Below are 25,688 nucleotides of genomic sequence, written 5' to 3' on the forward strand. Positions count from 1 at the left end.
GTTCTCATCAGCGGCTATTCGGTATCAGTCAGCAGGGAGTTGCCCAAGTGATCCAACCGACTATTTCGGCGGTTGACCAGACGCTAGCTCGGCTCGCTTTTTCAACGCGTCATTCATCGCATGCATGCTATTAACCGTTTCCCCTAGCAGGCTGCGGAAATACCTCACCCCGGAGTCACCCAAAAGGTCAGTTCAAACGTTGTTAGTGAAGACCCCACAACTGTGAGAAGCGATGCGCGGCGCGGATACCTTTACCGAGAATTTGTTCACGTTGCGTAAGCTGGAGGACTTTGTTCCAGCCGATCATCCGCTGCGCTCGATTCGCAAGATGGCCAACGCAGCATTGGCCAGGATGGATCGCTTGTTTGCCGGCATGTACGAGGCTGATATCAAAGGTGGCCGGCCCAGCATTGCCCCGGAGAAGTTGCTGCGCGCGATGCTATTACAAGTGCTCTATAGCGTTCGCTCGGAGCGCCAGTTGATGGAGCAGGTTCAATATAACCTGCTGTTTCGTTGGTTCATCGGGCTGTCGATGGACGATGCCGTTTGGGTGCCCACTGTCTTCACCAAGAACCGCGAGCGCCTGATCAAGCATGACGCGGTCATCGAGTTCTTCAACGAGGTTGTGGGCATTGCCGAGAAGAAGTGCTGGCTTTGCGGTGAGCACTTCAGCGTCGATGGCACGTTAATTCAAGCATGGGCCGGCCATAAAAGCTTTGTGCGCCGCGATGATGATCAGGACCCCGAAGACGGTGGGAGCTTCAAGGGTGAGACGCGCAGCAATGAGACGCATGAATCGAAGAGCGACCCGGATTCGCGGCTGTATCGTAAGGGCAAAACGGCAAGCGAGCTACGCTACATGGGCCACACGTTGAGCGACAACCGCCATGGGCTGATCGCCAGCGCCGTGGTGACGCTGGCCGACGGCTATGCCGAACGCGAAGCGGCCAAAGTGATGATCGACGATGCCCGTCAGGCGCTTGGCGATCCGACGCGCGAGATCACGCTGGGGGCAGACAAAGGCTATGACGCGGCGGAGTTCATCGAGGCCTGCAAGACCATGAAAGTCACGCCTCACGTGGCGCAAAACAACTCAGGCCGCCAGTCGGCGGTGCCCGAGTCAATCGCCCAGAGTGCGGGCTATGCGGTTTCCCAGCAAAAGCGCAAGCTCATCGAACAAGGTTTCGGCTGGGCTAAGAGCATCGGCGGTATGCGTCAAGTGATGGTGCGCGGCTTGAAGAAGGTCGATCAGATGTTTGTGCTGACCATGGCCGCGTACAACCTCGTGCGCATGCGCACCTTGGGAGAGATCCGGCCGTTGCAGCCGCTGTGAGCCAAAAATGCCCAAGAGAGCGTCATAAACAGGTCCGAAAACCGAAATTAACCGGTCCGCATTTCAAACTATGAGAAATTCCCCGCTGAAAATTCTGATTAAGCTCACGGCTCAGTAAAGTCGGCCTCTATTTCCGCAGCCTGCTAGGACGCTCTGAGTCAGGGTTCCAGCAAGAATGCCGGTGAATGTTTCACCCTGGATAAAGCGCGTTTTATTTCCCACAGCTTCGAGAATGAAGCGGTGCTCGCCGTCAAAAATACCGGGAAACCATACGTACCCTTTCCATCGCAATTCTCGAACAGCTTGCACCGCAAGTATCGTGGGATGAAACACCATTGCGTCCGGCCCCGTCCCCTCAACAAACTCGATGACGTTGCCCTCGCGAAGCTGTCCGCGTAATCGTGAGATCTCCGGATTCCACAACGGGTAATTGTCGGTCGCCGTGAGGATCGTCCACACTGTCTGAGGCGAGCTGTCAATCAACGTCTCAGTCTCAATCGACCCATTGTGGTGCAGCGCTAGTATTGCCAGGAAGCCTAGGAAAACCACTCCGGCAAAACCGTACATAACGCGCTCTGCTAATTTCAAGATGAATTCCTCGCGGTCGAAGAAATCGCATATTAACCGCTCTGGCGTGTTCACCACCCCAATCAATATGGCTTCAAGATTGTTGCGAATTTGCGAGGCGCCGTCGAGCGTCTCAAATTGGCCGAACCCGGGCCGACGCAAACCTCGCAGGATCGCTGATCGCAGCAGATATGCGAAAGGCATGGACCAAGACCCGCATGGGACGGTCGAGTCGCTCGATACCGGGCATTCAGACGGATGAGGTGAGCATTGATTAGCAGGCTGCGGAAATACCTCACCCCGGAGTCACCCAAAAGGTCAGTTCAAACGTTGTTAGTGAAGACCCCACAACTGTGAGAAGCGATGCGCGGCGCGGATACCTTTACCGAGAATTTGTTCACGTTGCGTAAGCTGGAGGACTTTGTTCCAGCCGATCATCCGCTGCGCTCGATTCGCAAGATGGCCAACGCAGCATTGGCCAGGATGGATCGCTTGTTTGCCGGCATGTACGAGGCTGATATCAAAGGTGGCCGGCCCAGCATTGCCCCGGAGAAGTTGCTGCGCGCGATGCTATTACAAGTGCTCTATAGCGTTCGCTCGGAGCGCCAGTTGATGGAGCAGGTTCAATATAACCTGCTGTTTCGTTGGTTCATCGGGCTGTCGATGGACGATGCCGTTTGGGTGCCCACTGTCTTCACCAAGAACCGCGAGCGCCTGATCAAGCATGACGCGGTCATCGAGTTCTTCAACGAGGTTGTGGGCATTGCCGAGAAGAAGTGCTGGCTTTGCGGTGAGCACTTCAGCGTCGATGGCACGTTAATTCAAGCATGGGCCGGCCATAAAAGCTTTGTGCGCCGCGATGATGATCAGGACCCCGAAGACGGTGGGAGCTTCAAGGGTGAGACGCGCAGCAATGAGACGCATGAATCGAAGAGCGACCCCGATTCGCGGCTGTATCGTAAGGGCAAAACGGCAAGCGAGCTACGCTACATGGGCCACACGTTAAGCGATAACCGCCATGGGCTGATCGCCAGCGCCGTGGTGACGCTGGCCGATGGCTATGCCGAGCGCGAAGCGGCCAAAGTGATGATCAACGATGCCCGTCAGGCGCTTGGCGATCCGACGCGCGAGATCACGCTGGGGGCGGACAAAGGCTATGACGCGGCGGAGTTCATCGAGGCCTGCAAGACCATGAAAGTCACGCCTCACGTGGCGCAAAACAACTCAGGCCGCCAGTCGGCGGTGCCCGAGTCAATCGCCCAGAGTGCGGGCTATGCGGTTTCCCAGCAAAAGCGCAAGCTCATCGAACAAGGTTTCGGCTGGGCTAAGAGCATCGGCGGTATGCGTCAAGTGATGGTGCGCGGCTTGAAGAAGGTCGATCAGATGTTTGTGCTGACCATGGCCGCGTACAACCTCGTGCGCATGCGCACCTTGGGAGAGATCCGGCCGTTGCAGCCGCTGTGAGCCAAAAATGCCCAAGAGAGCGTCATAAACAGGTCCGAAAACCGAAATTAACCGGTCCGCATTTCAAACTATGAGAAATTCCTCGCTGAAAATTCTGATTAAGCTCACGGCTCAGTAAAGTCGGCCTCTATTTCCGCAGCCTGTTAGGGGCGATGCGTTCGACATCTCTGACCTCCAGCGAAGCGGAAGTTCGTCATCTAATCGGACTGGGAAAGCTGAAAGACGTTTCCCTCAGGGTCCTCTCCGTCGCACATCAATTGGGCGAAGCCCTCGTAGCGTTTCAAGTCACGCATTCGAACACCCGCGCTCAACAGTTTCTCGCGCAACGCTGATAGCCCAGACTCCACCGAAAAGACGATTTTCGCGTTCGAAGTATTGGCTTGCTTTGGTAGCTCGCGATAGGGCTCGCCAACTCTGTGGAAAGCAATCTCAATTGAACCGGCCTTCAGCACAACCCATTCGTTCTCGATTTCTTCGGCGACCCGAAACCCGAAATGGATCTGATAGAACGACTTCAGCAACTCAACATCACGGACGTAAAGTATCAACCTGGACATGAGAACCGGCATTGGACTCTCCGAATATGGTGAGACTGGTGACTTGCCCGGATTGTCGTCGGTTTTGATCGAGCAGTCGACGGACCGCTCCTGGCCGGACGGAGACGGATGCTCACCCATCGATCCCGCCTGCGAGACCTAATTGTTCTTTAGTGCAATTTGTTGCAAGGCGGTCTGTCGTTTTCTCGAATGAGATAAGCTGAATTCCTGCAATGGACGAACCGGCCATTCGGTCAAGGACAATGCAGGCAATGGACTATCTCAACTTTATGTGTTTGCGTTTAGACCGAGCTAAAACAAGCGCTACTCGACAATCATGGTCGACAAAAGCCTGACCACGGATTCATCAATACTTTTAAATGGAGCGCCCATCTTTTTACTAAAATGACAATTAAATTGATATAAATCCGAAACACCCCTTGTCATTGCATGACGGACACTCCATGAACCCGGATCAGATACAACCACGCTACCGGTTTCACTTTTGTAACCATATATTTTTGTTTGGTCAATTCTTCCAATACGTTCTGTAAATACACGATAACCGTTCTCCGGAGCTATCTCAATCGCGCCAAAACCGCCCGACAGTATTCTGTCAGCGTCAGTTCCGTATTTCGGATAGGCTTGCACCAATATCTCTAAAGTGTCATCGTTCAACTTGAATTTGCGGGGTCCACGCGTTGGCCGCATCGAAGGGTAATCGACAAAAATTCTGAAAAATGTCTCGTGAATCTCAGGTTTATAGGCGTCAATTATCTTAAAGCGCACCACCTTCTGATACGCGGGGTACCCTAACGATATCTCGTGAATGCTGATTGCCCCATCTTCTGGGACACCAGCGAACAACGCATTGGCGCATCCAAATATTAAAATTAGCGCAATGAGAAATTTCATGCCAATTTTCCAAATTTATTGTCGCGCTATTTAACAACAGATCACTTCTTAGTCGATAAAACAACCGCGACAGCTCCCAGTAAAACAAAAAATATTAACGACAATCCAAAATACAATACGGACTTAAATGACACCAACTGGCGCAACTCCGCAATAGGATGCCTTTTGCGCACAATGCACACGACTATAAATGATATGAAAAGGCATAAAAACAGCACCGCAAAAATTGCAGCCAGGTGAAGCATGAGTGCGTCACCCTCTACACCCCACCAACCGGTCAAGACCGCTAACATCAAGGACAACCACAGCGAGGTTATGAAGAAATCCTTAAGGCGAGCCCTCACTTGAACGAATAGGAAATTGGGGCGAAATTCTGGCGGCTCGGTCATCTGTTTGCGAATTCGGAGATAAATGGTTGTGGCGGCCGAACAAGCATATTTGGCGGGATACTCTCATTGTCTACAGACGATCATGTTCAACGGCAGTTGCTACCGGATCTTTAATTTTTCTCGAAAATGACGGCTCTAATCGTCGTGATCTGTAGTTGCCGAGATATTTTCCTCTATAGCCCTTGGCGAGTACCGATGTGCGGTCGGTATGGATTGTCGTCGATCTAGGCACCGATATCGAACGGCCGAAAGTGGCCGGTTGCCGACCGCCTTTAGTCATAAGCTCGCGAAGGCCGAAGGGTGGCAAGCACGTCGATTTGATACCCCGCCCTCAGCCGGGAATGAGCCATGCGTGGTGAGCGTTGCTTCATTGGAGGGAACCGCAAAATGAAGAACTCAAACAAAGCCTGGCCGATGCTTCCCGCGTCAATGCTTTTGCTCGCTGCATGTGCCGCAGGGAACATGCAGGCCGGCACAGGGACCCACCTTGGCGCCGTGGAATGCCGCGACCTGACCGACATCAGGAACAAGGCGCCGGTTACCCACGAACGCAATATGAGTGAAGTGGCGGCCTTGGAAAAAGCGGGCTACTATCCTGGATCGTTTAATGACGATCCTTACTACCCGGCAGATCTTGAGGCCGCGCAGCGTCAGGTCAATATCTGGTACGAAACTGAGTGCCCGCAAGCAAAGCCCGGTTGAGTAAATACTGGCCCACGCGCGCGCCCAGTTAATCGTGCTCAGGTCGCCTTTGACAGTCGTGTCCAACGCTCTGCACAGGTAGAGCTGCGTCTGTCCAGATAGAAAAAGCTTTGAAACCGGACTATGATCGGCAAACTGAGCGGGCCTGATCTTTAAATTGACGGAGCTTCCTTTGAAAGCAAAGATCAAATTTATCTTTTTTCCGGGCGACAATACTCCAAACTCAGCTCGAACCGCGGTCGCAGTTTATTGGATTACGTTTTCAGTTTTTTTCGTCCGTATCGGTATTGGAGTGGGCGTTCCCCCTTTCAGTACTCCGCGGGAAGTGGAAGCGGCGATCACGGTATTTGGGCTGCTCTCCACAATTTTAATCTTCTATGCATTCACCATCATGCGGCTTTCGGCCGGAAAGCTTTGGGCAAGAAACGTTGCACTTTTTTTGACGGCATTCATCATCATAACAACCCTCTATCGTCTGTTTGCGGACGGGCCGTCCTCCGAGCAGAATAACGTCGTAGGTTTAATAAGCGTTGCCGCACAAACTGTCGCCGGGTTATTTTTGCTGACGCCGGAAAGCACCACGTGGTTCAAATCAAAGATTAAATAAACCGATTGGGATTGGCAGCTTTGGGGCGACCGGTGTCTGCTGGCCGCATGCAATCCATAATCCAGTACTTGGCCCGTCGCGGGCGAGCGGCATACGTCCCACATTGAATCTTAAACGTCAGACATATTCCGTTCGCAGCATCACGGATTCGCAACGGCGCTACACTAAGAAGGCGGCCGCACGCAGGAGAAAGCCATGACAGACCTTGACCCTGACACCACCTTTCGGGGATTGCCCCTCACCCCGGAGCAGGACGCGGAAGTGAGGCATTACATTAAATTGCAGAAACAGCGCGGCCTGCCTTGGGACACGCCGGAACTAAGCGCGATGCTTAAGGACATGCTGCAACCCCCAGGTGACGAAGACGACGAATTCGACGAATTCGACCCTTCCGCAGACGAGACAAAAGCTGCCGCCGAGCGCGCAAAGGGTTCCGTTGAAGAGGAGATGGATTCCATCGAGGCGAGCGAGGAGTGGAATGCCGCAATGGAGTCGGAAATCATGAAAGGGCCCAAGCGGTAGGGAACGCGTCGCGCCGATTACCGATTACAAAATCACCCTCATTCCTAGAGTGCGTGCGCTTTCTACGCTCGAGCGCAAATCGTCGGCCCATCGCGACACAGGGCCGCGATATGCCCATTGGACACACGAGGGGCTGAAATGCGACTAATCGAACCGGATGAGCACAAGGAGTTTCTCGCGACCTTGGAGCGAATCGGTCTGGCAAGAAATGCTATACGACGGATCCCAAAGGCGACGAGAATTTCGGTCTGCAGGGCTATGTCACCATTACCAGACTATCGACGCGGGTGACGAAGGAATACCGAATTGGCGACGAAGGCGATTGGCTAGAGCATTTCAGAAAAGATCTCGAAGCGGGCGCTTTCAATAGGCTGAAATGACATCCCACCTGCCATGGGAGCCAAGGCGACAAATGGCTGTCTGGACGTGTGTGCCCTCAGCTTGCATTTTGTCCGGTGCCAGCGCTTCAGAATTGAATGGCCGTCAGTCCGGCTAGCGGTGGATACCACTGGCTCACTGCGCAGCGACCACCGGCGTGTCCTCGATCAGAGACCTGATCCGTTCCTGATCGGCCGGTGTCGCCGGGTTGTAGACGATCATCTGAAGATCCGGCCGTCCGTCAACCGCGAAGGCCGAGTACTCCAGCGAGATGGGCCCGAGCACGGGGTGGCGCAGACGCTTGACCCCTTCGCCGTGGGTCTGCACCTCATTGTCCCGCCACATGGCGGCGAACTCGGGACTTGACCTGCACAGTTCGTCGACGAGGGGTGCCACCTCGGCGTCGGCGCCCGCGCGTGCGGCATCGATACGGAAGGCGCTCACCACGAAACGGGCCACGCTTTCCCAATCGAACTGCGCAGCACGGACGCGGGGATCGCAGAAGATCATGCGCAGGATGTTGCGTTGCCCGGGCGGCAGCGAGCTGTAGTCGGTGAGCACGGCTGCGGCGGCACGGTTCCACGCAACCACGTCCCATGTCGCCGTCCTGACGATCGCGGGGCTATGAGGTAGCGCCTCAAGCAGGCGCTGGAGTCGCGGCGTGATCGCGTCACTGCCGCGATAGCGGACTTCGGGCTGATGGCCGAGGCCGAGCAGGAACACGTGTTCGCGCTCGACCTCCGTCAGCATCAGCGCCCTCGCGATACGGTCCAGCACGTCCGCTGACGGATTGCCGCCACGCCCCTGCTCCAGCCACGTGTACCAGGCTGCGCTGATATTGGCGCGCTGCGCTACCTCTTCCCGGCGCAGTCCCGCCGTCCGCCGTCGGCTACCGGAAATGCCGAAGGTCGCGGGATCGAGCTTCGTTCGCCTGTTCTTCAGATAGTGCCCAAGCCGATTGTCGTTCGCGCTCTCGTTCTCGTTCGCCATGTGCAACCTGCCGGGACGTATACCTGGATAATTTCGCCACTTTAACAGGATGATTTTGCCTCGACCATTGCTCTCGCAATCACTTGGGAGAACATCACCATCCGCATCTTCACCATTGCCGGCGCCCGGGCGTTAGCGTCGAACACTAAACACAAAATCCATCTTCAAACTCGCGCCAATCTCCAGAATTGACTAACCTTGTCAAAACGTCCCTCAACGGAGTCTTGGCATCGCTAAAGCACCCACCTGCTGTTGCCGGACTCCCTAACAAATCGAGAATATTCATCCGATGCCCACCGACACTCCAGATCCTCAAGCTGTTTGCGATCCCATCAGCCGCAGCGCGATCTTCATGGTCGCCACGCTCAAGTCAGGCATCGACAATACGAACACGGTACGCGCGTTATGCGCCGACGTCGCCGGTCTGGTGCGCGCGGTCGGCACGCGGGCGCCTCCGGCCAACCTCTCGTGCGTGTGCGGTTTCAGTTCTGACGGATGGAATGCGCTTTTCGGCGCGCCGCGCCCCGCGAATCTCCACGCATTCCGCGAGTTTGGCGAAGGCGAACGCCGCGCTATTGGCACGCCGGGCGACCTCCTGCTGCACATCCGCGCGGACCATATGGATCTCTGCTTTGAACTCGCCGCCCAGTTGATGGAGCGGCTAGGCGACGCGGTTTCCGTAGTCGACGAAGTACATGGCTTTCGTTATTTCGACCTGCGCGACATGGTGGGTTTTGTCGACGGCACGGAAAACCCGAGGGGCCGCCAGGCGGTCGAGTTCGCCCTCATTAGCGATCAAGATCCGGCATTTGCGGGCGGCAGTTATGTGATGGTGCAGAAATACCTGCATGACATGACTGGCTGGGACTCGCTTTCAGTCGAGGCGCAAGAACGCATTATTGGCCGCAAGAAGTTATCCGATGTTGAGCTCGCCGAAGGAGTCAAACCATCGTCTTCGCACAGCTCGCTGACGACGATCGAAAAGGACGGCCAGGAAGTGAAAATCCTGCGCCACAACATGGCATTTGGGCGCCCAGGGGCGGGAGAATTCGGCACCTACTTTATCGGCTATGCAAGTTCGCCCGAGCCGATCGAGCAGATGTTGGAGAACATGTTTGTCGGACGCCCACCCGGCAACTACGACCGGCTTCTCGATTACAGCCGCGCGGTCACTGGAGGCCTATTTTTTGTGCCATCGGCTTCCATGCTTGAGGCGCTCGCGGATCGCGACCCTCAGCTTTCGACGAATGAATCGGCTTCGACCGGGTGATCGTGGAATGTGTAAGCACAGTAAACCGCGCTCGCGCCACCGCCCGAAGAATCATGCCGGAAAATGCTGTTCCGTAAAGACGGAACGCTAGCGACAACTGACAGGCTGGAAACGCAGCGGCTCAGCGCTTGAGTCGCTCGTTGTGGGTCGCCGCTGTTTTACTGCGCCCGCCATACGACCGCCAAGAAAGGTTGCTCCCGGGTGACAAGCTTGGCGAGTGGCGACCGACCCGATCCTGACCGCTCGACAAGCGCGTTCAAAGCGGTCAGGAACTGTCGGGCTAGCAGGCTGCATGAAAGCAGCAGGCGGACCCACACACGTATCGCTAACGACCAAGCCGCGCGAACGTATCAATCCTCCGGCCTTACTGGCTGAAAGCTTACAAACCTTAGTAGTCCTCGGCTCGCGCTTGTCATCTGCGCGACACCTACTCCCGTCACGATGGCGATCTGGCACCGCACTTTCCATGCGAAGGATTCGGTTTGTCCATCGAACGAGACGCGTTGCCTCAGCAAGCATCGATTCCAGATTCGCGCGCCGCAAAGGCACGCTCAGCCAGGCAAATACGCTCGCGAATACCAATCTCCAGCGTCTTTTCGCCATCGCAATAGCCGCAATCGCACCAGGAGCGACTTATGCATGATGTGGCAGATTCCGACAAGTTGCAGAGCAACGGCGTGAAGTCGGTCCAGCAGTACATCGACGAACACCCGATGTGGCCCGATGGAACCCATCTCGCGTCCGTCCCCATGACCGCGATGCAATGGCGCATCTGGGCGCTGGCGGCAGCGGGAAAGTTCTTCGAAGGGTTCGTCGTTTTCATGACGGGTGTCGCGCTGCCGCTGATCTCGCGCGAGTTCGGCATCAGTGCCGCACAGAACGGCTTCATCAGCGCCGCCAGCCTGATGGGCATTCTGGTCGGAGCGGTGGGTCTCGGCGGCATGTCCGATTACTTCGGGCGTAAGCGGATGTTCATCGTGGAGATGATTATTTTCGTGGCGTTTTTGGTGCTGCTCGTTCTTTGCACCAACTTCACCTCGCTCGTGATCTGCCTGTTTGGACTGGGCGTGGCGCTCGGCTGCGATTATCCGACCGCGCACATGATCATCTCGGAGAGCATCCCCAGCAGCAGTCGAGGCAAGCTTGTGCTGGCAGCGTTCGGCTTCCAGGCGCTGGGTGCGCTCGGCGGCACGGCGGTAGGCTTCCTGGTCCTGTCGACCATCCCGACCCTCGATTCGTGGCGCTGGATGTACGGCACGGCGATCATACCGGCGCTGGCCGTGACAATCGGCCGTTTCTACATTACGGAAAGCCCCAGTTGGCTGCATATCCGCGGTGCAGTCGACCGCGCGGAAGCCGCTGCGCAGCGATTGCTGGTGCGCAGCCCGCAGTATCCGACCAGCATTGCGTTGTCGCGTGAAGTGGCAATGGCCGCTGCAGGCCACGGCGGCAAACAGAGCTTTTTGGCGCTGTTCGCGCGGCGCAACCTGCGAGCCACGATTCTGGCTTCCGTACCGTGGTTCTTGCAGGATCTCGGCACGTACGGGATCGGCATTTTCACTCCGACCATTCTCGCGGCGGCGTTCGGCAGCAAGCCTGATCATGTTCGCAGCATCAGCGACCTGATACTGAACGACATACTCGCCGCCAAGGGCTCTGCCCTTATCACCATGCTGCTGATTGTCGGCATCGTTTTCGCGGTCATCCTCGCGGACCGGGTCGGACGGATCTGGCTGCAAGTCGTTGGCTTCATCGGCTGCGCAGCGGGTTTGCTGGTTGCTTCGTTCTCCGATGGATTTGAAGGCTCGACCAAGACTGTTGTAATTTTCGCCGGCTTCATGCTCTTCAATTTCATGACCAACCTGGGGCCGAACGCACAGACCTACCTGCTGGCAGGCGAAGTGTTTCCGACGGCCATTCGCGGCACCGGCGCCGGGTTCGCGGCAGCCGTCGGCAAGATCGGCGCGGTCGCGACCGCCTTCCTTTTCCCCATTCTGCTCACGGGTATCGGCACCGGTCCGCTTCTCTACATTCTCGTGGGCACATCGATTCTCGGCGCCGTGGTGACGTGGGTATTTCGGATCGAGACAAACGGTGTGAGCCTTGACGACATTGGACGATAAGCTCGCGCTTACAGACCGCCATGATGTTCCCTACGCAAGAGATGCTTTCCCCGTATCGCGACGGAGACGTGCATGACTAAGCATGATAAGAACCCGGCATGGCGCTTGCGCTCGCACCGGTTCGCAGCCCTGCCGCTGTGCATGGCCGCGTTCAGCCTGATGACGAGCACATTGGCCAATGCGCAGGACCTCACCTTGAGCGAAACCGGCTCAACCTTGATGTATCCGCTCTTCACAACCTGGGTGGCTGAGTACACGAAGTCGCATCCCGGCATCCACATTACCGTCGGTGAGACAGGCTCGGAAGCCGGTATCCAGCAGGTGCTGGCGGGCAAGGCCCAGATTGGTGCGTCCGACGCCTATATGTCCGATGCCGAGATGCGGCAACACCCGCAGATCATCAACGTCCCCCTCGCAATTGCCGCGCAGACGATCAACTACAACTTGCCCGGCCTCAACGCAACTCACCTCAAGATGGATGGGCCTGTGCTCGCCGCCATCTACACAGGCGAGATTCGCAACTGGGATGCGCCGCAGATCGCCGCGCTCAACCCGGGCGTAGCGTTGCCGCATCACCCGATCGTGCCGATCCGTCGGGCCGAAGGGTCTGGAGACACCTTCGTGTTCACCCAGTTCCTGTCGTTCTCGACACCAAACTGGGAGAGCAACCAGGGTTACGGCACGTCAATCTCGTGGCCGACCGTGCCGGGCAGTGCGACCGCAACGGGAAACGCAGGCATGGTCCAGGCGCTGCAGGCGACACCCTACTCGATCGGTTATGTCGGCGTCAGCTTTACTGACAAGCTGGCCGCCGAGCATCTCGGCACCGCCGCACTCAAGAATGGCGCAGGCGAATTTGTTATGCCGAGCAAGGACACGATCACGGCAGGCGCCGCTTCACTCGGTCCGCGCACGCCGGCTGACGAACGTCTGAGCCTGGTGTTCGCGCCGGCATCGGGCTCCTACCCGCTCGTCAACTACGAGTACGCGGTCGTTTCGACGAAACAGCCTGACGCCACCACGGCTGCGGCGTTGCGCAGGTTCCTGCTCTGGTCGATCGTACCCTCAGAGACCAACGAGGCGTACCTCGATACGGTGCATTTTATTCCGCTGCCACCTCATACGTGGGAATTGAGCCAGGCGCAGATCCAGTCAATCAAGTAAGCGCTGGTTAAGCGGAAACTTCCATCGGGCGCGGCAACGTGGTCCGTTGTCGTGCCATCGAAAAGCGCCGGCAACCGGACAACGCATTCGAACAGAATACGTTGTCCGAAACAACTGGATCAATCAGTGGCCGCTATGCAGGTGCGCTGCCTTCTTGGCCGCGTGCTCAGCGTGCTCGCTCGCGTGCAGCCCATGACCATGTGCCAGGTGAGCATGGTGGCTCGCCGCCTCGTGGTCGCCAGCCTCTGCGTGCTTGGCTGCTTCGCGATGATGCTTCGCAGCGGAATCGAGGTGCTTGGCTGCTTCGTGATGATGGTGATGAACTTCGTGTTGATCGCTCATGGAAGTCTCCAGTATCTGCAACGGGGCTCAATCCACAATAGGAGGGAGCACCACCACAGTAGTGAAGTGCAGTGTCACTTGCGTGAACCTCATCACGTAATCACGAACGCATAAGATCGCAGCCGTTACCTTCGTAGCGCACCTATGCTGCGTAGCGCGCAAGAAACATATCGGCGGCGGATTCCGCTACTTGCTTTTGTTCATCCTTGCTCAAGGGGCGCTGCCCCATTGTCACCTGCGGCCAGAAAGCAAACGCTTTGACGAGACCCTGCAACTGCAGCGAGGCGAACACCGGGTCCGCTATCTTGAGTCGGCCATCGGCAGTCGCTGCGCGTATCCACACGGTCAGGTCTTCTTCGCGCTCACCCATGCGGGCTACCATGTCGCGCGCACGCTCCGGCGAATGAATGCCTGCCGCGATAGCTACGCGTGCGAGCGACAGGAATGCCTCATCGTTTAGAAGGCTCAGCTTTTTCAACAGCAACTGGAGCAACTGCGCGCGCAACGGCCGAGCGTTGGAATAAGCCGGCGCCTCTCCCGTGTCACTCGCGTCCCACAACTGCCGCAGGATGGCTGCGAACAGTGCTTCCTTGCTTGGAAAATGGTTGTAGACCGTCCGCTTCGATACACCCGCGCGGGCTGCGATGCAGTCCATGCTGGTCGCGTCGAAACCCGCCGCGAGAAATTCTTCGATAGCCGCAGCGATCACGGCGGCACGCTTGCGATCGGTCAGGCGTAGCAGGTTGGCAGTGGGATTCATCGATAAATTTTACACCAGGCAGTTTACTTTTTTCTACGATAAACTACACTGTACAGTCTACTTTCCGTATCGGGACGCCATTACATGACATCGTTCACCGGTTCTATCCGCCGCGCTTTAGGGCTCACGGCAGCGCGACGCAGCCGTGAATCATTCGACTCGTCGGCTCAGCACGACGGCGAGCGCTTCCGTAATGTCAAGCCTCGTCCCGTGGAAGGAATCGGCAAGATCCTGAGCATCGTATGGAACATGTTGTTCAAGAAGCCGGACGGCACGGTGCCTGCAAGCCCCTTGCCCGTCGATGCGCTCACGCGTGAGCAGCTTGACGCGGCGCCCGACCGCAGCTTGTATCGCCTCGGGCATTCAACCATGCTGCTCAAGCTGCGCGGTCAGTTCTGGCTGACCGACCCGGTCTTCGCCGAACGTGCATCACCGTTCCGGCGGTTTGGTCCAAAACGCTTTCATGCTCCGCCCATCGCGCTCGCTGACTTGCCGCCGTTGCGCGGCGTGATTCTGTCCCACGATCACTACGACCACCTGGACCGCGAGACGGTGCTCGCACTCGCGAAGACCACGAGCGTGTTCCTGACGCCGCTGGGCGTGGGCGACCGGCTGATCGAGTGGGGTATCGACGCGTCGAAGGTTCGTCAGTTCGACTGGTGGCAGAGTGTGGAGATTGACGGTCTCACGTTCACGGCCACACCTTCCCAGCATTTCTCCGGCCGCAGTCTTTTCGATGGCAACAGCACCTTGTGGGCCTCATGGGTCATCGTAGACAGCGAACTGCGCGTGTTCTTCAGCGGCGACACGGGCTACTTCGACGGTTTCAGGACGATTGGCGAACGAATGGGTCCATTCGACATTACGCTGCTCGAAACGGGTGCCTACGACGCCCAATGGCCCTACGTGCACATGCAGCCTGACGAAACCGTACAGGCCCACCTCGACCTGCGCGGTCACTGGCTGATGCCGGTTCACAACGGGACGTTCGATCTGGCGATGCATCGGTGGCAAGAGCCGTTCGAGCGCGTGATGGGCCTCACCGCCGCACGCGGAATTCCACTCGCGACGCCACGCATGGGAGAACGGCTGGATCTGGCCGCGCCGCACCGTGGTCAGCGGTGGTGGCGCGAGGTAGCGGAGGTAGCGGAGGTCGTGCAAACGCCCAGGACGGCGCGGCGACGGTTCTCCTGCCGCAGTACCGCACAAGTTGATTCGCAAGGCTAACTATTGACCTTCGCGCAGCGGCGCTAATGATCAACGCCGCTGCGCCCCCACGGTTACGCCTATAAGCCCGGGGGCCAACGATAAACAATGATGCTGGACTCGTTATGGTTGTCCTTCGTGACCACCTACTGACCGGTCGATGTGAATCAAGACGACGCCAGTGCCCGCAACGCAAACCGCTTGAGCTTGCCCGTCTCCGTGCGAGGCAAAGCCTCAATAAACTCAATCGCGCGCGGGTACTTGTACGGCGCGATCTGTTCCTTTACAAAGGTTTGCAGCTGCACCGCCAACGCGTCGTTCGCTTCAAATCCCGCCCTGAGAACCACGTACGCCTTGGCAATTTGCCCGCGCTCATCGTCGGCCACGCTAACCACCCCGCACTCCGCCACCGCTTCATGCAACAGCAGCGCACTCTCCACTTCAGGGCCGGAAATGTTATAGCCCGCCGAGATAATCATGTCGTCGGCACGGGACTGATAAAACACGTAACCATCTGCGTCGATACAAACCGAATCGCCCGGAAGGTTCCATCCGTCGCGGACAAAACTGCGCTGCCGCGGGTCGCTTAGATAGTGGCATCCGGTCGGTCCTTTCACGGCAAGCATGCCAATCTCGCCAACAGGAACAGGCTGCATATTATTGTCCACTGCCTGCACCACGTAGCCCGGCACCGCGCGCCCGATCGCCCGGTCGCGCGTCTGCGCGTCAGCGCTCGAGATAAAGATATGGATCATCTCCGTGCTGCCAATTCCATCGATCATTTGCAAACCCGTGGCCTGCCGCCAGAGCTTGCGTGTGGCATCAGGCAACGCTTCACCCGCCGAGACGCTTTTTCTAAGGCTCGATAAATCGAAACGAGAAGCGAGGCCCGCCATCTGCCGATAAAACGTCGGCGCGGTGAACATGATCGTCGCTCGGAAACGCTCGACTACTTGCAACAAAGTCTCCGGCGTCAACTTCTCGATCAATACCGTCGATGCGCCCGCACGCAACGGAAAACACAGCAAACCGCCCAGCCCGAAGGTGAACGCGAGTGGAGGCGTGCCGCAGAATATATCGTCGGCGGTGGGCTTGAGAATGTGGCGCGGAAACAGGTCGCACATCGCAACCACGTCACGATGAAAATGCATGCAACCCTTCGGCATTCCCGTCGTGCCGCTGGTAAATGCGATCAGGCAGACGTCGTCGGCAGCGGTGTCCACCGCTGTGTACTCGGCCGGTTGAAGCAAGGCGATTGTATCGACGGATTCGGGGCCATCGTCGTGAAAGAGCCTTGTTTGCTGCAGGCTTTCGCAAAAATACGCATTGGCAGGGTCGCTGCATTGCGCGAGTTCATCGACCAGTCGTGCGTCGCATAGAGCCGCCGACACCTGAGCCTTGTCGATGATCTGCTTCAACTCCTTGGCTCGCAGAAGTGGCATGGTTGGCACTACTACGAGACCTGCTTTCAGGGACGCAAGCCACGCGATCGCCATGTGCAACGTGTTCGGCCCACGCAGCAAGATGCGGTTGCCCGGCACCAGTCCCATCACCCCGGTCAACACATGCGCTGCCTGGTTCACGCGCGTACGCAATTCGCTGTACGTGGTCGCGTGCGGAGCACCATCGACATCCGACCAGATCGCGGGCCGTGCTCCCTGCCGGCGTTCCGGATGGTCATCGATTATCCGGTCGAGCAATTCGACTGCGCAATTCAGACGCGCCGGATAAGAGACGTCGGGGTTGTCGAGCAGAAACTGCGGCCATTCGCCTTGCGGCGGCAGGTTGTCGCGGGAAAACGTATCGACGTGCGCCGAAGGTTCCATGGTGAGCTCCGAGAACAACGAAATAATCGACGGGATAAACGACGGTGGTTAATCCGGAATGACGGCGGTGGCTTCGATCTCCACCTTGGCTTCGTCTTCAATGAGCGCGACCACCTGCACGGCGCTCATTGCAATGTCGTAGTTGCCGATCAGTTCGCGGAACGCGCTGCCCACGTCCCTCAACGCGGCGATATATTCACGCTTGTCGGTCACGTACCAGGTCAAACGCACGAGATGCTCCGGGCGTCCGCCTGCCGCCTCTAGCACGGCGACTATGTTGGCCAGCGCCTGGTGCGCCTGCGCGGCGAAGTCGCTGCTCTGGAAACGCCCTTGCGCGTCCCAACCAATCTGCCCTGCTATGAAGACCTGCGTGCCACGCGCGGCAACGCCGTTCGCGTATCCGCGCGGCTTGACCCAGCCGGCTGGGAGCAATGCTTTTTTCACGATCTCGTCTCCTTCACTTCGTTCTTTAACTCGTCCTTTACGTCGGCAAGCGCTGCGGGGTTGAAGCGTGTCAGCGCGGCGCGAATGTCATCGGGGATCTCGATCGAAACGCCGGATTCAAGCGACGTTGTCACGAGTACCTGACGCGCAAGAAAGCGCATTTCCCCATGCGACTGTGCGTCAATCACAATGCCAACAGAACGAGCGCCTATACGTTCCAGCGCCAGCGACAGCACGAGCGTGTCGCCCATCTGACTCGGCTTTGAAAACGTGCAATCGAGCTTCACGATCGGCAAGCCAACGCGACGCTTGCTGATCATCGCGGCGTAATTTATATCGAGCGCCTCGTTGAACCAGTCCTCTACCAGCGCGTTGGTCATCACGAGATACTGCGGAAAAAATACGATGCCGGCGGGATCGCAATGCGAAAAACGAATGCGCACCGGCCGTTCGAAATGGGTCGATGGTTCCATCATGCGTTCCTGGCGGCGTGAGCCTTGAGCAGATCGCGCCCGACAATCAACTGCTGCACTTCAGTCGCGCCTTCGTAAATGCGCAGTGCGCGAATCTCCCGATACAGTTGCTCAACCACCGCACCGCTTTGCACACCACTACCGCCCCACAATTGCACGGCTGCATCGATAACCTGCTGAGCGCCCTCGCTTGCGTGCCACTTTGCAAGTGCAGCCTCGCGCGTGACAGACTTGCCCTGATCGCGCAACCACGCGGCCCTATAAACCAGCAATGCAGAGCTGTCGATAGTGAGCGCCATTTGCGCGAGCTTCGCCTGCGTCAGTTGGAAGTCGCCCAGCGTCTGCCCGAACATCTTGCGCGACGCGGCGCGCTCGATCCCTTCGCTCATGGCTCGCCGCGCGAAGCCAAGCGATGCCGCCGCAACCGATGTGCGAAATATGTCGAGCGTACGCATCGCAAGCTTGAAACCTTCGCCGCGATTGCCGAGTAAAGCGGTGCGCGGCACGCGTGCGTTCTCGAAAGCAAGGCGCGCTAGCGGATGCGGCGCGATCACATCGAGCCGTTCGGCAATGTGCAGTCCCGGCGTATCCGCATCGACGATAAACGCGCTGATGCCACGCGCCCCCGCCGCCTCGCCAGTACGTGCAAACACCACGTAAAAGTCCGCGATGCCACCGTTCGAGATCCAGGTCTTCTCGCCATCGAGCACATACGAATCGCCGTCTTCACGAGCGCTGAGCGCGAGCGCCGCGACGTCCGAGCCCGCATCGGGTTCAGTCAGCGCAAACGCCGCGATTGCCTCGCCGCTTGCCACACGCGGCAAATAACGCTGCTTTTGCGCTTCGTTGCCGCCCAGCGAAATTGCGCCCGATCCGAGTCCCTGCATCGCAAGCGCGAAGTCGGCAAGGCCGCTGTGACGAGCAAGCGTTTCGCGCAGCAGGCAAACAGCGCGCGTATCAATGGTGTCGCCGTGGCCGCCGTAAGCCGCGCCGCCTACGCCATAACGCAACCAGCCGGCCGCACCAAGCTCACGTACGAGACGACGGCATACCGCATCGACGTTCGCGTGGTCGGCATGGGTATCGCCCAGATGTTCCGCTGCCCACGCATCAATGCGCGCACCAAGATCGCGATGCCTTGCTTCGAAGAACGGCCATGCGAGGGCGTCGTGGAAAGCGTCGGAACTTGTTTGAGGATTGGTCAACTCAATCTCCCTCGAACACGGGCCGCGTCTTCGCGGCGAATGCGTGATACGCGCGGCCGAAATCGTTGGTCGCCATGCAAATTGCCTGCGCCTGCGCTTCGGATTCAATGGCCTCGTCAATGCTCATGCTCCACTCCTGATGCAGCATCTTCTTCGTGATGCCGTGCGCGAAAGTCGGCCCTGACGCAAGGTCGAAGGCAAGTGCTTGAGCCTCGCGCACAACGTCGCCGGGTTCGCATAGACGGTTATAAAAGCCCCACGCGAAGCCCTCGTCGCCACTGGCGGAACGTCCAGTGAAAAGCAGTTCGGCCGCTCTTCCCTGACCAATGATGCGCGGCAGGATCGCACACGCGCCCATGTCGCAACCCGCCAGTCCCACACGGGTGAACAGAAACGCGAGCTTGCTTCGCGCGGTTCCCAGCCGCATATCCGAAGCCATCGCGAGGATCGCTCCCGCTCCGGCGCAGATGCCATCAACTGCCGCAACAATGGGTTGCGGGCAATGCCGCATCGCTTTGACAAGATCTCCCGTCATGCGCGTGAACATGAGTAACTCGGGCATGGGCAGGTCGACGAGCGGCGCGATGATGTCGTGCACGTCGCCACCGGAGCAGAAGTTGCCTCCGGCGCCGTGGATCACGATGCTCTTTACATCGGTGGCGTAAGCGAGCTGGCGGAACAGATCGCGCAACTCCGCATACGATTCGAACGTCAATGGATTCTTGCGCTCGGGCCGGTCAAGCGTGATCGTGCCAACGCCTTGCTCTACCGTCCAGCCAAAATGCTTCGCGCGATAGTCGCCAAGGGTCGTGCGGTTGCCGGCAAAAAGCGCGGCGGTGTTGTCGTTCATCGACTGTCTCCGTATCAATGTGCGTCGCCAGGCGTCACGAGTCCGTGCGCTCACGCAGGTGTTGCTTGAGCTTGCCCAGCTTCTGATGCATGCGCGCCTTGTCAGCCAGCGGCAAACCGCCGAACAATTCGACGACCCATTGTTCATGCGCACGCGCCATGCGATCGAACGACTCGCGGCCATGCGTCGTAAGGCGAACGGCAAACGAACGGCGATCATTCGGATCGGTATCGCGCACGACAAAACCTTCCTTCTCCAACTGGTCCGTGAGACCCGTCACGTTGCCGCCGGTGACCATCAGGCGTCGTGAAAGCTCGTTCATCTTCAGGCCTTCAGGATGACGCTCGAGTTGCGCCATCAGGTCGAAGCGCGGCAGCGTGGTATCGAATTCGGCACGCAGGCGCTTACGCAGTTCGGCCTGCACCATATTCGTCGTGGTCAGCATGCGCAGCCACAAGCGCAGTCCCATGTGACTGTCGACACCAGTGCTCATCTCAAGGTCGACAACATTGCCGGCGGCCTTGGCCTTCTCAGGCGCGGCAGTTTTAACCGTGCGGGCAGCGGGCTTGTTCACATTACTTCTCCACCTGAAATAGAAATGGTCTGGCCGGTGATCGATCGCGACTCCGGCAAGCACAGCCATAACGCAGAACTGGCGACTTCATCCGGCGTCACGAAGCGGCGCTGCGGATTCGATCGCAGCAGTGCTTCGCGCGCCTCGTCCTCACTACGTCCGGTCTGCGAAACGATCTTTTCGATCGACTGTTCAAGCAGTCCGGTCTCGGTATAACCGGGACAAACGGCGTTGACGGTCACGCCACGCGTTGCCACTTCGAGCGCGAGCGAACGGGTCAAACCGATCACGCCATGCTTGGCCGCGCAATATGCGGCCACATAGGCGTAACCCACCTGGCCGGCGGTGCTGGCTACGTTGACAATGCGCCCGCTGCGACGCTCGATCATCGCGGGCAAGACCTCTTGCGTGCAAAGGAATACGCCGGTGAGATTCACGTCGAGCATGCGTTGCCACAGCGCCAGATCGGTCTTCGCAAACGGCGCGGCTTCGGCCTGGCCTGCGTTGTTGACGAGGATATCGATGAAGCCGCGCTCGCGCGCAGCAGCGAAGGCCACAGCGACGGAGTCGGCGGACGTGACATCGACGCTCTGCACATGGACGGTTCCGGCTTCGCTCAGGACCTCGGCTTGATAGGCGAGCCGCGCCGCATCCCGGCCCATCAACGTGATCTGCGCGCCGGCTGTCACCAGCGCGTGCGCGATGGCTGCACCAATACCACTGCCGCCGCCGGTGACCACTGCGTGCTGGCCGTCGAGTGAATGCGTACTCGTGTTCATGCTTCGCCCTCCGCCCGCTGCGCGCGCTCACGCTCATAGCTGCGCTCGAGCTGCGACTTAGCGGCGTAATATTGCTTCGGCCAGGTGATATCAACATAACCAATCTTCGCGGCTTGATCGAGCGTCCACGAAGGATTGGCAAGATGCGGACGCGCCACGGCGCACAAGTCGGCGCGGCCCGCCGCAATGATGCTGTTCACGTGGTCTGCTTCCGAGATCGCCCCAACCGCGATGGTCGCAATGCCGGCTTCGTTGCGCACGCGATCCGAGAAAGGCGTCTGGAACATGCGGCCATAGACCGGCTTCTCTTCCTTGCTCACCTGTCCCGACGATACGTCGATCATGTCTGCACCTGCTTCCTTGAACGCTTGTGCGATCAGCACGGCGTCGTCGGGCATGATGCCGCCTTGCACCCAATCGTGTGCCGAAATACGCACGGAAATGGGCTTGTCCGTGGGCCATACCGCGCGGATTGCCTTGAACACTTCAACCGGAAAACGCGCACGATTCGCGGGCGAACCACCGTATTCATCGTCGCGTTGATTCGTGAGCGGAGAGAGAAAACCGGACAGCAGATAACCGTGCGCGCAGTGCAGTTCAAGCCAATCGAAACCGGAGTCTACGGCAAGCTCGGTCGAACGCACGAACTGCGCCTTGATCTCGTGCAGATCGTCGGCGGTTGCTGCGCGCGACCATTGACTGATGCCTTTCAAATACTGCTGCCGCGACGCCGATACGATCGGCCAGTTGCCCTCTTCAAGCGGCTTGTCAGTGCCCTCCCAACTCACCCGCGTTGATGCTTTCGCGCCCGCATGACCAAGCTGGATGCCGATCCTTGCATCGCTCTCACGATGTACGAAGTCGACAATGCGCCGCCATGCATCGCGTTGCGTGTCGTTGTACAGACCAGGACATCCCGGCGTGATGCGGCCCTCGGGAGACACGCAGGTCATCTCGGTCATGACCAGTGCAGCGCCACCCATGGCGCGGGCGCCGAGATGCATCAGATGGTAGTCACCCACAACGCCGTCGACAGCCGAGTACTGGGCCATTGGAGAGACCACCACGCGATTCTTCAGCGTTACACCGCGCACGGTGAACGGCGTGAACATCGGCGGGACTGAGCGCTTGCTGCCGCGATCTATAGCAAGCCCCGAACGCTGGGCGATCCAGTTCTCAAATTCGGCGAGATACGTGGCGTCGCGTGAACGCAGGTTTTCATGGGAGATGCGCTGCGAGCGCGTGAGCAGCGAATAAGCAAATTGCTCGGGCTCGAACGATGCATATCGATCCACGTTTTCGAACCACTCCGTGGAGTTGCGCGCGGCGTTCTGGATGCGCAGGACATCAACGCTGCGTACGTCCGTGTAGTGATCAAGGGCAGCCGGCAGATCGCCCGGATGCGCGGCGATGCTGTTCGTCAGTTCGATCGCATCTTCAAGCGCGAGCTTGGTGCCGGAGCCGATCGAGAAGTGCGCCGTGTGCGCGGCGTCGCCCATCAGGACAACGGGCGTCACGCTGCCATCGCTATTCGCGCGGTTATGCACCCACGTTTCGTTCACGATGCGCGGAAACCGGATCCACTGCGAGGAGCCGCGCAAATGATGCGCGTTGGACTTGAGCGCATGGCCGTCGAGATACTTGGCGAACAGCCGCTCGCAAAACGCGATGCCGTCTTCCTTGCTCATTTCATCCAGACCCGCCGCACGCCAGACTCGCTCGGGCGCCTCTACGATAAACGTGGACATGTGGTCGTCGAAACGATACGCATGCGCCTGGAACCAGCCGAACTCGGTCTTCTCGAACGCGAACGTGAAGGCATCGAATAGCTTGTCTGTGCCGAGCCAGACGAAGCGGCAGTCGCGCAGGTCAATGTCCGGCTTGTAGGTGGCCGCGTACTTCGTGCGCACCACGCTGTTGGCGCCATCGCACGCGATGATGAGGTCGGCGTCATATGTCTCGTCACTCGCAACTTGTGTTTCAAACACCAGTTTTACGCCAAGCGCCTCGGCCCGCTCCTGAAGAATATTCAGCAGGCGCTTGCGGCCAATGCCGCAGAAACCGTGTCCCGACGAGCGCTGCGTGCGGCCGTTGATATGGATGTCGATGTCGTCCCAGTGATTGAACGCATCGAGAATGGCCGCCGCACTCGCCTCGTCCGCACGACGCAGGTTTCCGAGCGTCTGGTCAGAGAAAACCACACCCCAACCGAAGGTGTCGTAGGGACGATTTCGCTCCACTACCGTCACGTCGTGAGCGGGATTTTGCTTCTTCATCAGCAAGCCAAAGTACAAACCTGCGGGGCCGCCGCCAATACAAACGATGCGCATAGTGCGCTCCAGGCTGAAGAGTTGGTTTTAATTTAGACTTCGATAGTTTAGGTGTCAAGTAAATTAATAAAAAACCGTAGCGGGCGTGACGCGACTTTGATCGTAAAAATTAAAAATATCAGCGGACAATAAGGAGTGCAGGCGCGCAAACACCTGACTCGCTCATCTTGAGCGCGGATGGGTGGGTGAAATTGCCGTATTGCTATGCAACAGCGTGGACGGCGAGCGAGCTATGCGTTGGACAGAGATCGGCCCGGCCAGAGATCAACGCTACAAAAAAGAGCGCTAGCTGCGAAACATCGCACCTATTGTCCTAAAGCAGACAACCTACGGACATTCCGATCCACACACGCGGTACGGCGCAGCGAGCGCCGTACCTTCTGTGTCGATAACGCGTCAGAACCTATGCACGATTCCGATGCCCGCTGCGAACATGTTGCGTGTCGAAGACGGTGAACTTTGGAATCCGTCACCGAGGGTCGCGGTGGCTTCGATAATGTGACCCACGCCGTCCGTGCCCAGCGTCTCGCCATTGGCTCGTTGATAGGCTTCCAGCGCATACAGGCCGGTCCGTTTCGACAGCGAATAGTACTGCGTCAGATTGAATTGCTGATACTGAGCGCTGCTGGAGATGCCGTTAGCCTTCGTCGCCCGGGTGTAGCTGTAACCGGTCGCGAGATCCCACGCAATTGTTGGTTTCCAGTGCAGTACGACCCCGCCGGTATTGAAGATTTCGGTGTCGACAAACGCCGAACCGGTACCGGGGATGTACTGAACGTTTGAATACGTTGCCGATACGTCCCAGCTATCGCTGAATTTATAGCTTGCCCCCACGGCCAGTCTTTGCTGTGCCCGGGCCGTCTGATAGCCGTTCGTCACAGCCGACACGCCGATCTGCGCGCCGTTGTTCGAGGTCGTCGACGCGGCGCCGAATGCGCCGCCCCCGGGCGTCGAATTGTTGATTCGCGAGAATGCAACGGCCGCACCGGCCGGTCCAGCCGCGTACTGCACCGCCGCGCTCCACGTCGACCCTGCATTGAAGCTGCCGGCGACGCCGCCAAGCGAATACGAGCCGCTTGCGGAAAAACCATACAGATTCGGGGAAGTGTATTCGAGCGTATTGTTGGCGCGGTAGATCGTATCCATGCCGTCGAGGTCGCCAGGGTGCGCGCCATAAAAACCCGTGAGCCACGTCGTCGGGCTGTAGGGCGCAAGGAATTGATAGTACGAGGCATATTGCCGGCCAGCGGTCAGCGAACCGTATGTTGGATTGGTCATCCCGACGTAAGCCGTCCGGCTAAAAGCCACGCCCGACACTGACTCCGCGCCAGTGGCACCGCTAAAGCCTTCCTCGAGCTGGAAGATCGCTTTAGTGCCGCCGCCGAGATCTTCGCTGCCCTTCAGGCCGAAACGGTCGCCGAGCCACACGCCCGAGACCATCTTGACGGCCGAATGACCACCGGTGGTGGAGCCCAACGTCGTCGCACTGCTTTGATAGCCAATGCCATTGTCGACCACCCCGTATAGGGTCACGCTGTTCTGGGCAAGCGCCGGTACTGTCGCGAGCATCGCCGTGCCGACCACCACCGCCCTCACCTGTTCGTAACGTTTCATCATCTCCGCTCCTTCATCGTCTTTCGTTGTGTCGCGATGCATTGCATCGGTCGGTGGTGGCATGGCTGTGCTGGTGCCACCTGACCAGCGTAGTTGCCCGGCCCCGCTGCGCCGCCGTCCGCAATGGCTAACGTCGGCGTGGTATCTTTCATATTGATTAGTTATGCATAACTTTATATTCGGACCGTGATCGTATTTTCGTTTATACAGGTACGTTCGGAATATCGACCTGTAGACGATCGTGCCGTGAAAGACCTCACGACCCGCTATCGTGAAATCTGTACCAGCTTCATGAACGGAGCCGAAGCACAGACCCCGTTCACCG

24 protein-coding genes and 1 pseudogene are annotated in these 25,688 nt (G+C 58.3%); 10 read left to right on the forward strand and 15 right to left on the reverse strand.

Annotated features, from left to right (window positions below; genetic code table 11):
• The first annotated feature begins 232 nt into the window (after window positions 1-232).
• Window positions 233-1,333, forward strand: a complete 1,101-nt coding sequence (locus SBC1_RS19920; RefSeq protein ID WP_165098116.1) for an IS5 family transposase — start codon at window positions 233-235, stop codon at window positions 1,331-1,333.
• A 111-nt stretch (window positions 1,334-1,444) separates the two neighbouring features.
• On the opposite strand, the gene SBC1_RS19925 is transcribed toward SBC1_RS19920, so the two are convergent.
• Window positions 1,445-2,104 carry an SRPBCC domain-containing protein gene (locus SBC1_RS19925; RefSeq protein WP_165098121.1) on the reverse strand — a complete coding sequence of 220 codons (660 nt, stop codon included), beginning with the start codon at window positions 2,102-2,104 and terminating at the stop codon, window positions 1,445-1,447.
• Between the two features lie 159 nt (window positions 2,105-2,263).
• Between SBC1_RS19925 and SBC1_RS19930 the strand changes: the two genes are divergently transcribed.
• Window positions 2,264-3,364, forward strand: coding sequence for an IS5 family transposase (locus SBC1_RS19930; RefSeq protein WP_165102028.1), 1,101 nt, complete (start codon window positions 2,264-2,266; stop codon window positions 3,362-3,364).
• A gap of 197 nt (window positions 3,365-3,561) precedes the next feature.
• Here SBC1_RS19930 and SBC1_RS19935 read toward each other — a convergent pair whose 3' ends face one another.
• Window positions 3,562-4,041 carry a VOC family protein gene (locus SBC1_RS19935; protein ID WP_370469641.1) on the reverse strand — a complete coding sequence of 160 codons (480 nt, stop codon included), beginning with the start codon at window positions 4,039-4,041 and terminating at the stop codon, window positions 3,562-3,564.
• 183 nt (window positions 4,042-4,224) lie between these two features.
• Window positions 4,225-4,815, reverse strand: a complete 591-nt coding sequence (locus SBC1_RS19940; protein WP_165098111.1) for a hypothetical protein — start codon at window positions 4,813-4,815, stop codon at window positions 4,225-4,227.
• Between the two features lie 776 nt (window positions 4,816-5,591).
• Between SBC1_RS19940 and SBC1_RS19945 the strand changes: the two genes are divergently transcribed.
• The 4 genes and pseudogenes from SBC1_RS19945 to SBC1_RS39960 all read left to right on the forward strand — a co-directional run bounded on the left by SBC1_RS19945 (window position 5,592) and on the right by SBC1_RS39960 (window position 7,415).
• Window positions 5,592-5,906, forward strand: coding sequence for a DUF4148 domain-containing protein (locus SBC1_RS19945; protein ID WP_165098109.1), 315 nt, complete (start codon window positions 5,592-5,594; stop codon window positions 5,904-5,906).
• Window positions 5,907-6,078: 172 nt separating this feature from the next.
• Window positions 6,079-6,513, forward strand: coding sequence for a hypothetical protein (locus SBC1_RS19950; protein ID WP_165098107.1), 435 nt, complete (start codon window positions 6,079-6,081; stop codon window positions 6,511-6,513).
• Between the two features lie 195 nt (window positions 6,514-6,708).
• On the forward strand, window positions 6,709-7,035 hold the full coding sequence (locus SBC1_RS19955) for a hypothetical protein (protein ID WP_165098105.1): 327 nt from the start codon (window positions 6,709-6,711) through the stop codon (window positions 7,033-7,035).
• A 138-nt stretch (window positions 7,036-7,173) separates the two neighbouring features.
• Window positions 7,174-7,415: pseudogene (locus SBC1_RS39960) on the forward strand (transcriptional regulator).
• A 133-nt stretch (window positions 7,416-7,548) separates the two neighbouring features.
• On the opposite strand, the gene SBC1_RS19965 reads toward SBC1_RS39960, so the two are convergent.
• The gene (locus tag SBC1_RS19965) at window positions 7,549-8,403 is read right to left on the reverse strand and encodes a helix-turn-helix transcriptional regulator (RefSeq protein ID WP_165098103.1); all 855 of its coding nucleotides are present in this window, start codon (window positions 8,401-8,403) and stop codon (window positions 7,549-7,551) included.
• A 289-nt stretch (window positions 8,404-8,692) separates the two neighbouring features.
• On the opposite strand from SBC1_RS19965, the gene SBC1_RS19970 reads away from it, so the two are divergent.
• From SBC1_RS19970 to pstS, 3 genes are all read left to right on the forward strand, one after another.
• On the forward strand, window positions 8,693-9,673 hold the full coding sequence (locus tag SBC1_RS19970) for a Dyp-type peroxidase (RefSeq protein ID WP_165098101.1): 981 nt from the start codon (window positions 8,693-8,695) through the stop codon (window positions 9,671-9,673).
• 635 nt (window positions 9,674-10,308) lie between these two features.
• Entirely contained in the window at window positions 10,309-11,796 is a 1,488-nt protein-coding gene (locus SBC1_RS19975; RefSeq protein WP_241202150.1) for an MFS transporter, read from the forward strand.
• Window positions 11,797-11,868: 72 nt separating this feature from the next.
• On the forward strand, window positions 11,869-12,960 hold the full coding sequence (pstS, locus tag SBC1_RS19980) for a phosphate ABC transporter substrate-binding protein PstS (protein WP_241202149.1): 1,092 nt from the start codon (window positions 11,869-11,871) through the stop codon (window positions 12,958-12,960).
• A gap of 123 nt (window positions 12,961-13,083) precedes the next feature.
• On the opposite strand, the gene SBC1_RS19985 is transcribed toward pstS, so the two are convergent.
• Window positions 13,084-13,302 (reverse strand): hypothetical protein, encoded by a 219-nt coding sequence (locus tag SBC1_RS19985; RefSeq protein ID WP_165098097.1) that lies wholly within the window; start codon window positions 13,300-13,302, stop codon window positions 13,084-13,086.
• 142 nt (window positions 13,303-13,444) lie between these two features.
• Complete coding sequence (locus SBC1_RS19990) at window positions 13,445-14,062, reverse strand: TetR/AcrR family transcriptional regulator (RefSeq protein ID WP_165098095.1); 618 nt, start codon at window positions 14,060-14,062, stop codon at window positions 13,445-13,447.
• Between the two features lie 84 nt (window positions 14,063-14,146).
• Here SBC1_RS19990 and SBC1_RS19995 point away from each other — a divergent pair, with 84 nt between their 5' ends.
• Window positions 14,147-15,289: an MBL fold metallo-hydrolase gene (locus tag SBC1_RS19995; RefSeq protein WP_165098089.1), complete on the forward strand. Its 1,143-nt coding sequence runs from the start codon at window positions 14,147-14,149 to the stop codon at window positions 15,287-15,289.
• Window positions 15,290-15,435: 146 nt separating this feature from the next.
• Here the strand turns inward: SBC1_RS19995 and SBC1_RS20000 are convergent, their stop codons facing one another.
• From SBC1_RS20000 to SBC1_RS20040, 9 genes are all read right to left on the reverse strand, one after another.
• Window positions 15,436-17,094, reverse strand: coding sequence for an AMP-binding protein (locus SBC1_RS20000; protein ID WP_165098085.1), 1,659 nt, complete (start codon window positions 17,092-17,094; stop codon window positions 15,436-15,438).
• Between the two features lie 48 nt (window positions 17,095-17,142).
• Window positions 17,143-17,538, reverse strand: coding sequence for a RidA family protein (locus tag SBC1_RS20005; RefSeq protein ID WP_165098073.1), 396 nt, complete (start codon window positions 17,536-17,538; stop codon window positions 17,143-17,145).
• Window positions 17,535-18,014 (reverse strand): thioesterase family protein, encoded by a 480-nt coding sequence (locus tag SBC1_RS20010; RefSeq protein WP_165098069.1) that lies wholly within the window; start codon window positions 18,012-18,014, stop codon window positions 17,535-17,537. Before SBC1_RS20010 ends, SBC1_RS20005 begins: the two co-directional genes overlap by 4 nt.
• The gene (locus tag SBC1_RS20015; RefSeq protein WP_165098056.1) at window positions 18,011-19,216 is read right to left on the reverse strand and encodes an acyl-CoA dehydrogenase family protein; all 1,206 of its coding nucleotides are present in this window, start codon (window positions 19,214-19,216) and stop codon (window positions 18,011-18,013) included. The genes SBC1_RS20010 and SBC1_RS20015 overlap by 4 nt, the downstream gene beginning before the upstream one ends.
• Before the next feature lies 1 nt (window position 19,217).
• Window positions 19,218-20,066, reverse strand: a complete 849-nt coding sequence (locus SBC1_RS20020) for an enoyl-CoA hydratase family protein (protein ID WP_165098053.1) — start codon at window positions 20,064-20,066, stop codon at window positions 19,218-19,220.
• Window positions 20,067-20,100: 34 nt separating this feature from the next.
• Window positions 20,101-20,640, reverse strand: coding sequence for a MarR family winged helix-turn-helix transcriptional regulator (locus SBC1_RS20025; RefSeq protein ID WP_241202148.1), 540 nt, complete (start codon window positions 20,638-20,640; stop codon window positions 20,101-20,103).
• Window positions 20,637-21,419: an SDR family NAD(P)-dependent oxidoreductase gene (locus tag SBC1_RS20030; protein WP_165098042.1), complete on the reverse strand. Its 783-nt coding sequence runs from the start codon at window positions 21,417-21,419 to the stop codon at window positions 20,637-20,639. Before SBC1_RS20030 ends, SBC1_RS20025 begins: the two co-directional genes overlap by 4 nt.
• On the reverse strand, window positions 21,416-23,749 hold the full coding sequence (locus SBC1_RS20035) for a bifunctional salicylyl-CoA 5-hydroxylase/oxidoreductase (protein WP_165098037.1): 2,334 nt from the start codon (window positions 23,747-23,749) through the stop codon (window positions 21,416-21,418). The genes SBC1_RS20030 and SBC1_RS20035 overlap by 4 nt, the downstream gene beginning before the upstream one ends.
• 396 nt (window positions 23,750-24,145) lie before the next feature.
• Window positions 24,146-25,363, reverse strand: a complete 1,218-nt coding sequence (locus SBC1_RS20040; RefSeq protein ID WP_165101451.1) for a porin — start codon at window positions 25,361-25,363, stop codon at window positions 24,146-24,148.
• Between the last annotated feature and the right edge of the window lie 325 nt (window positions 25,364-25,688).

Origin of the sequence: Caballeronia sp. SBC1 (assembly GCF_011493005.1) — a bacterium.
In the GTDB taxonomy this organism is placed as follows: Bacteria; Pseudomonadota; Gammaproteobacteria; order Burkholderiales; family Burkholderiaceae; genus Caballeronia.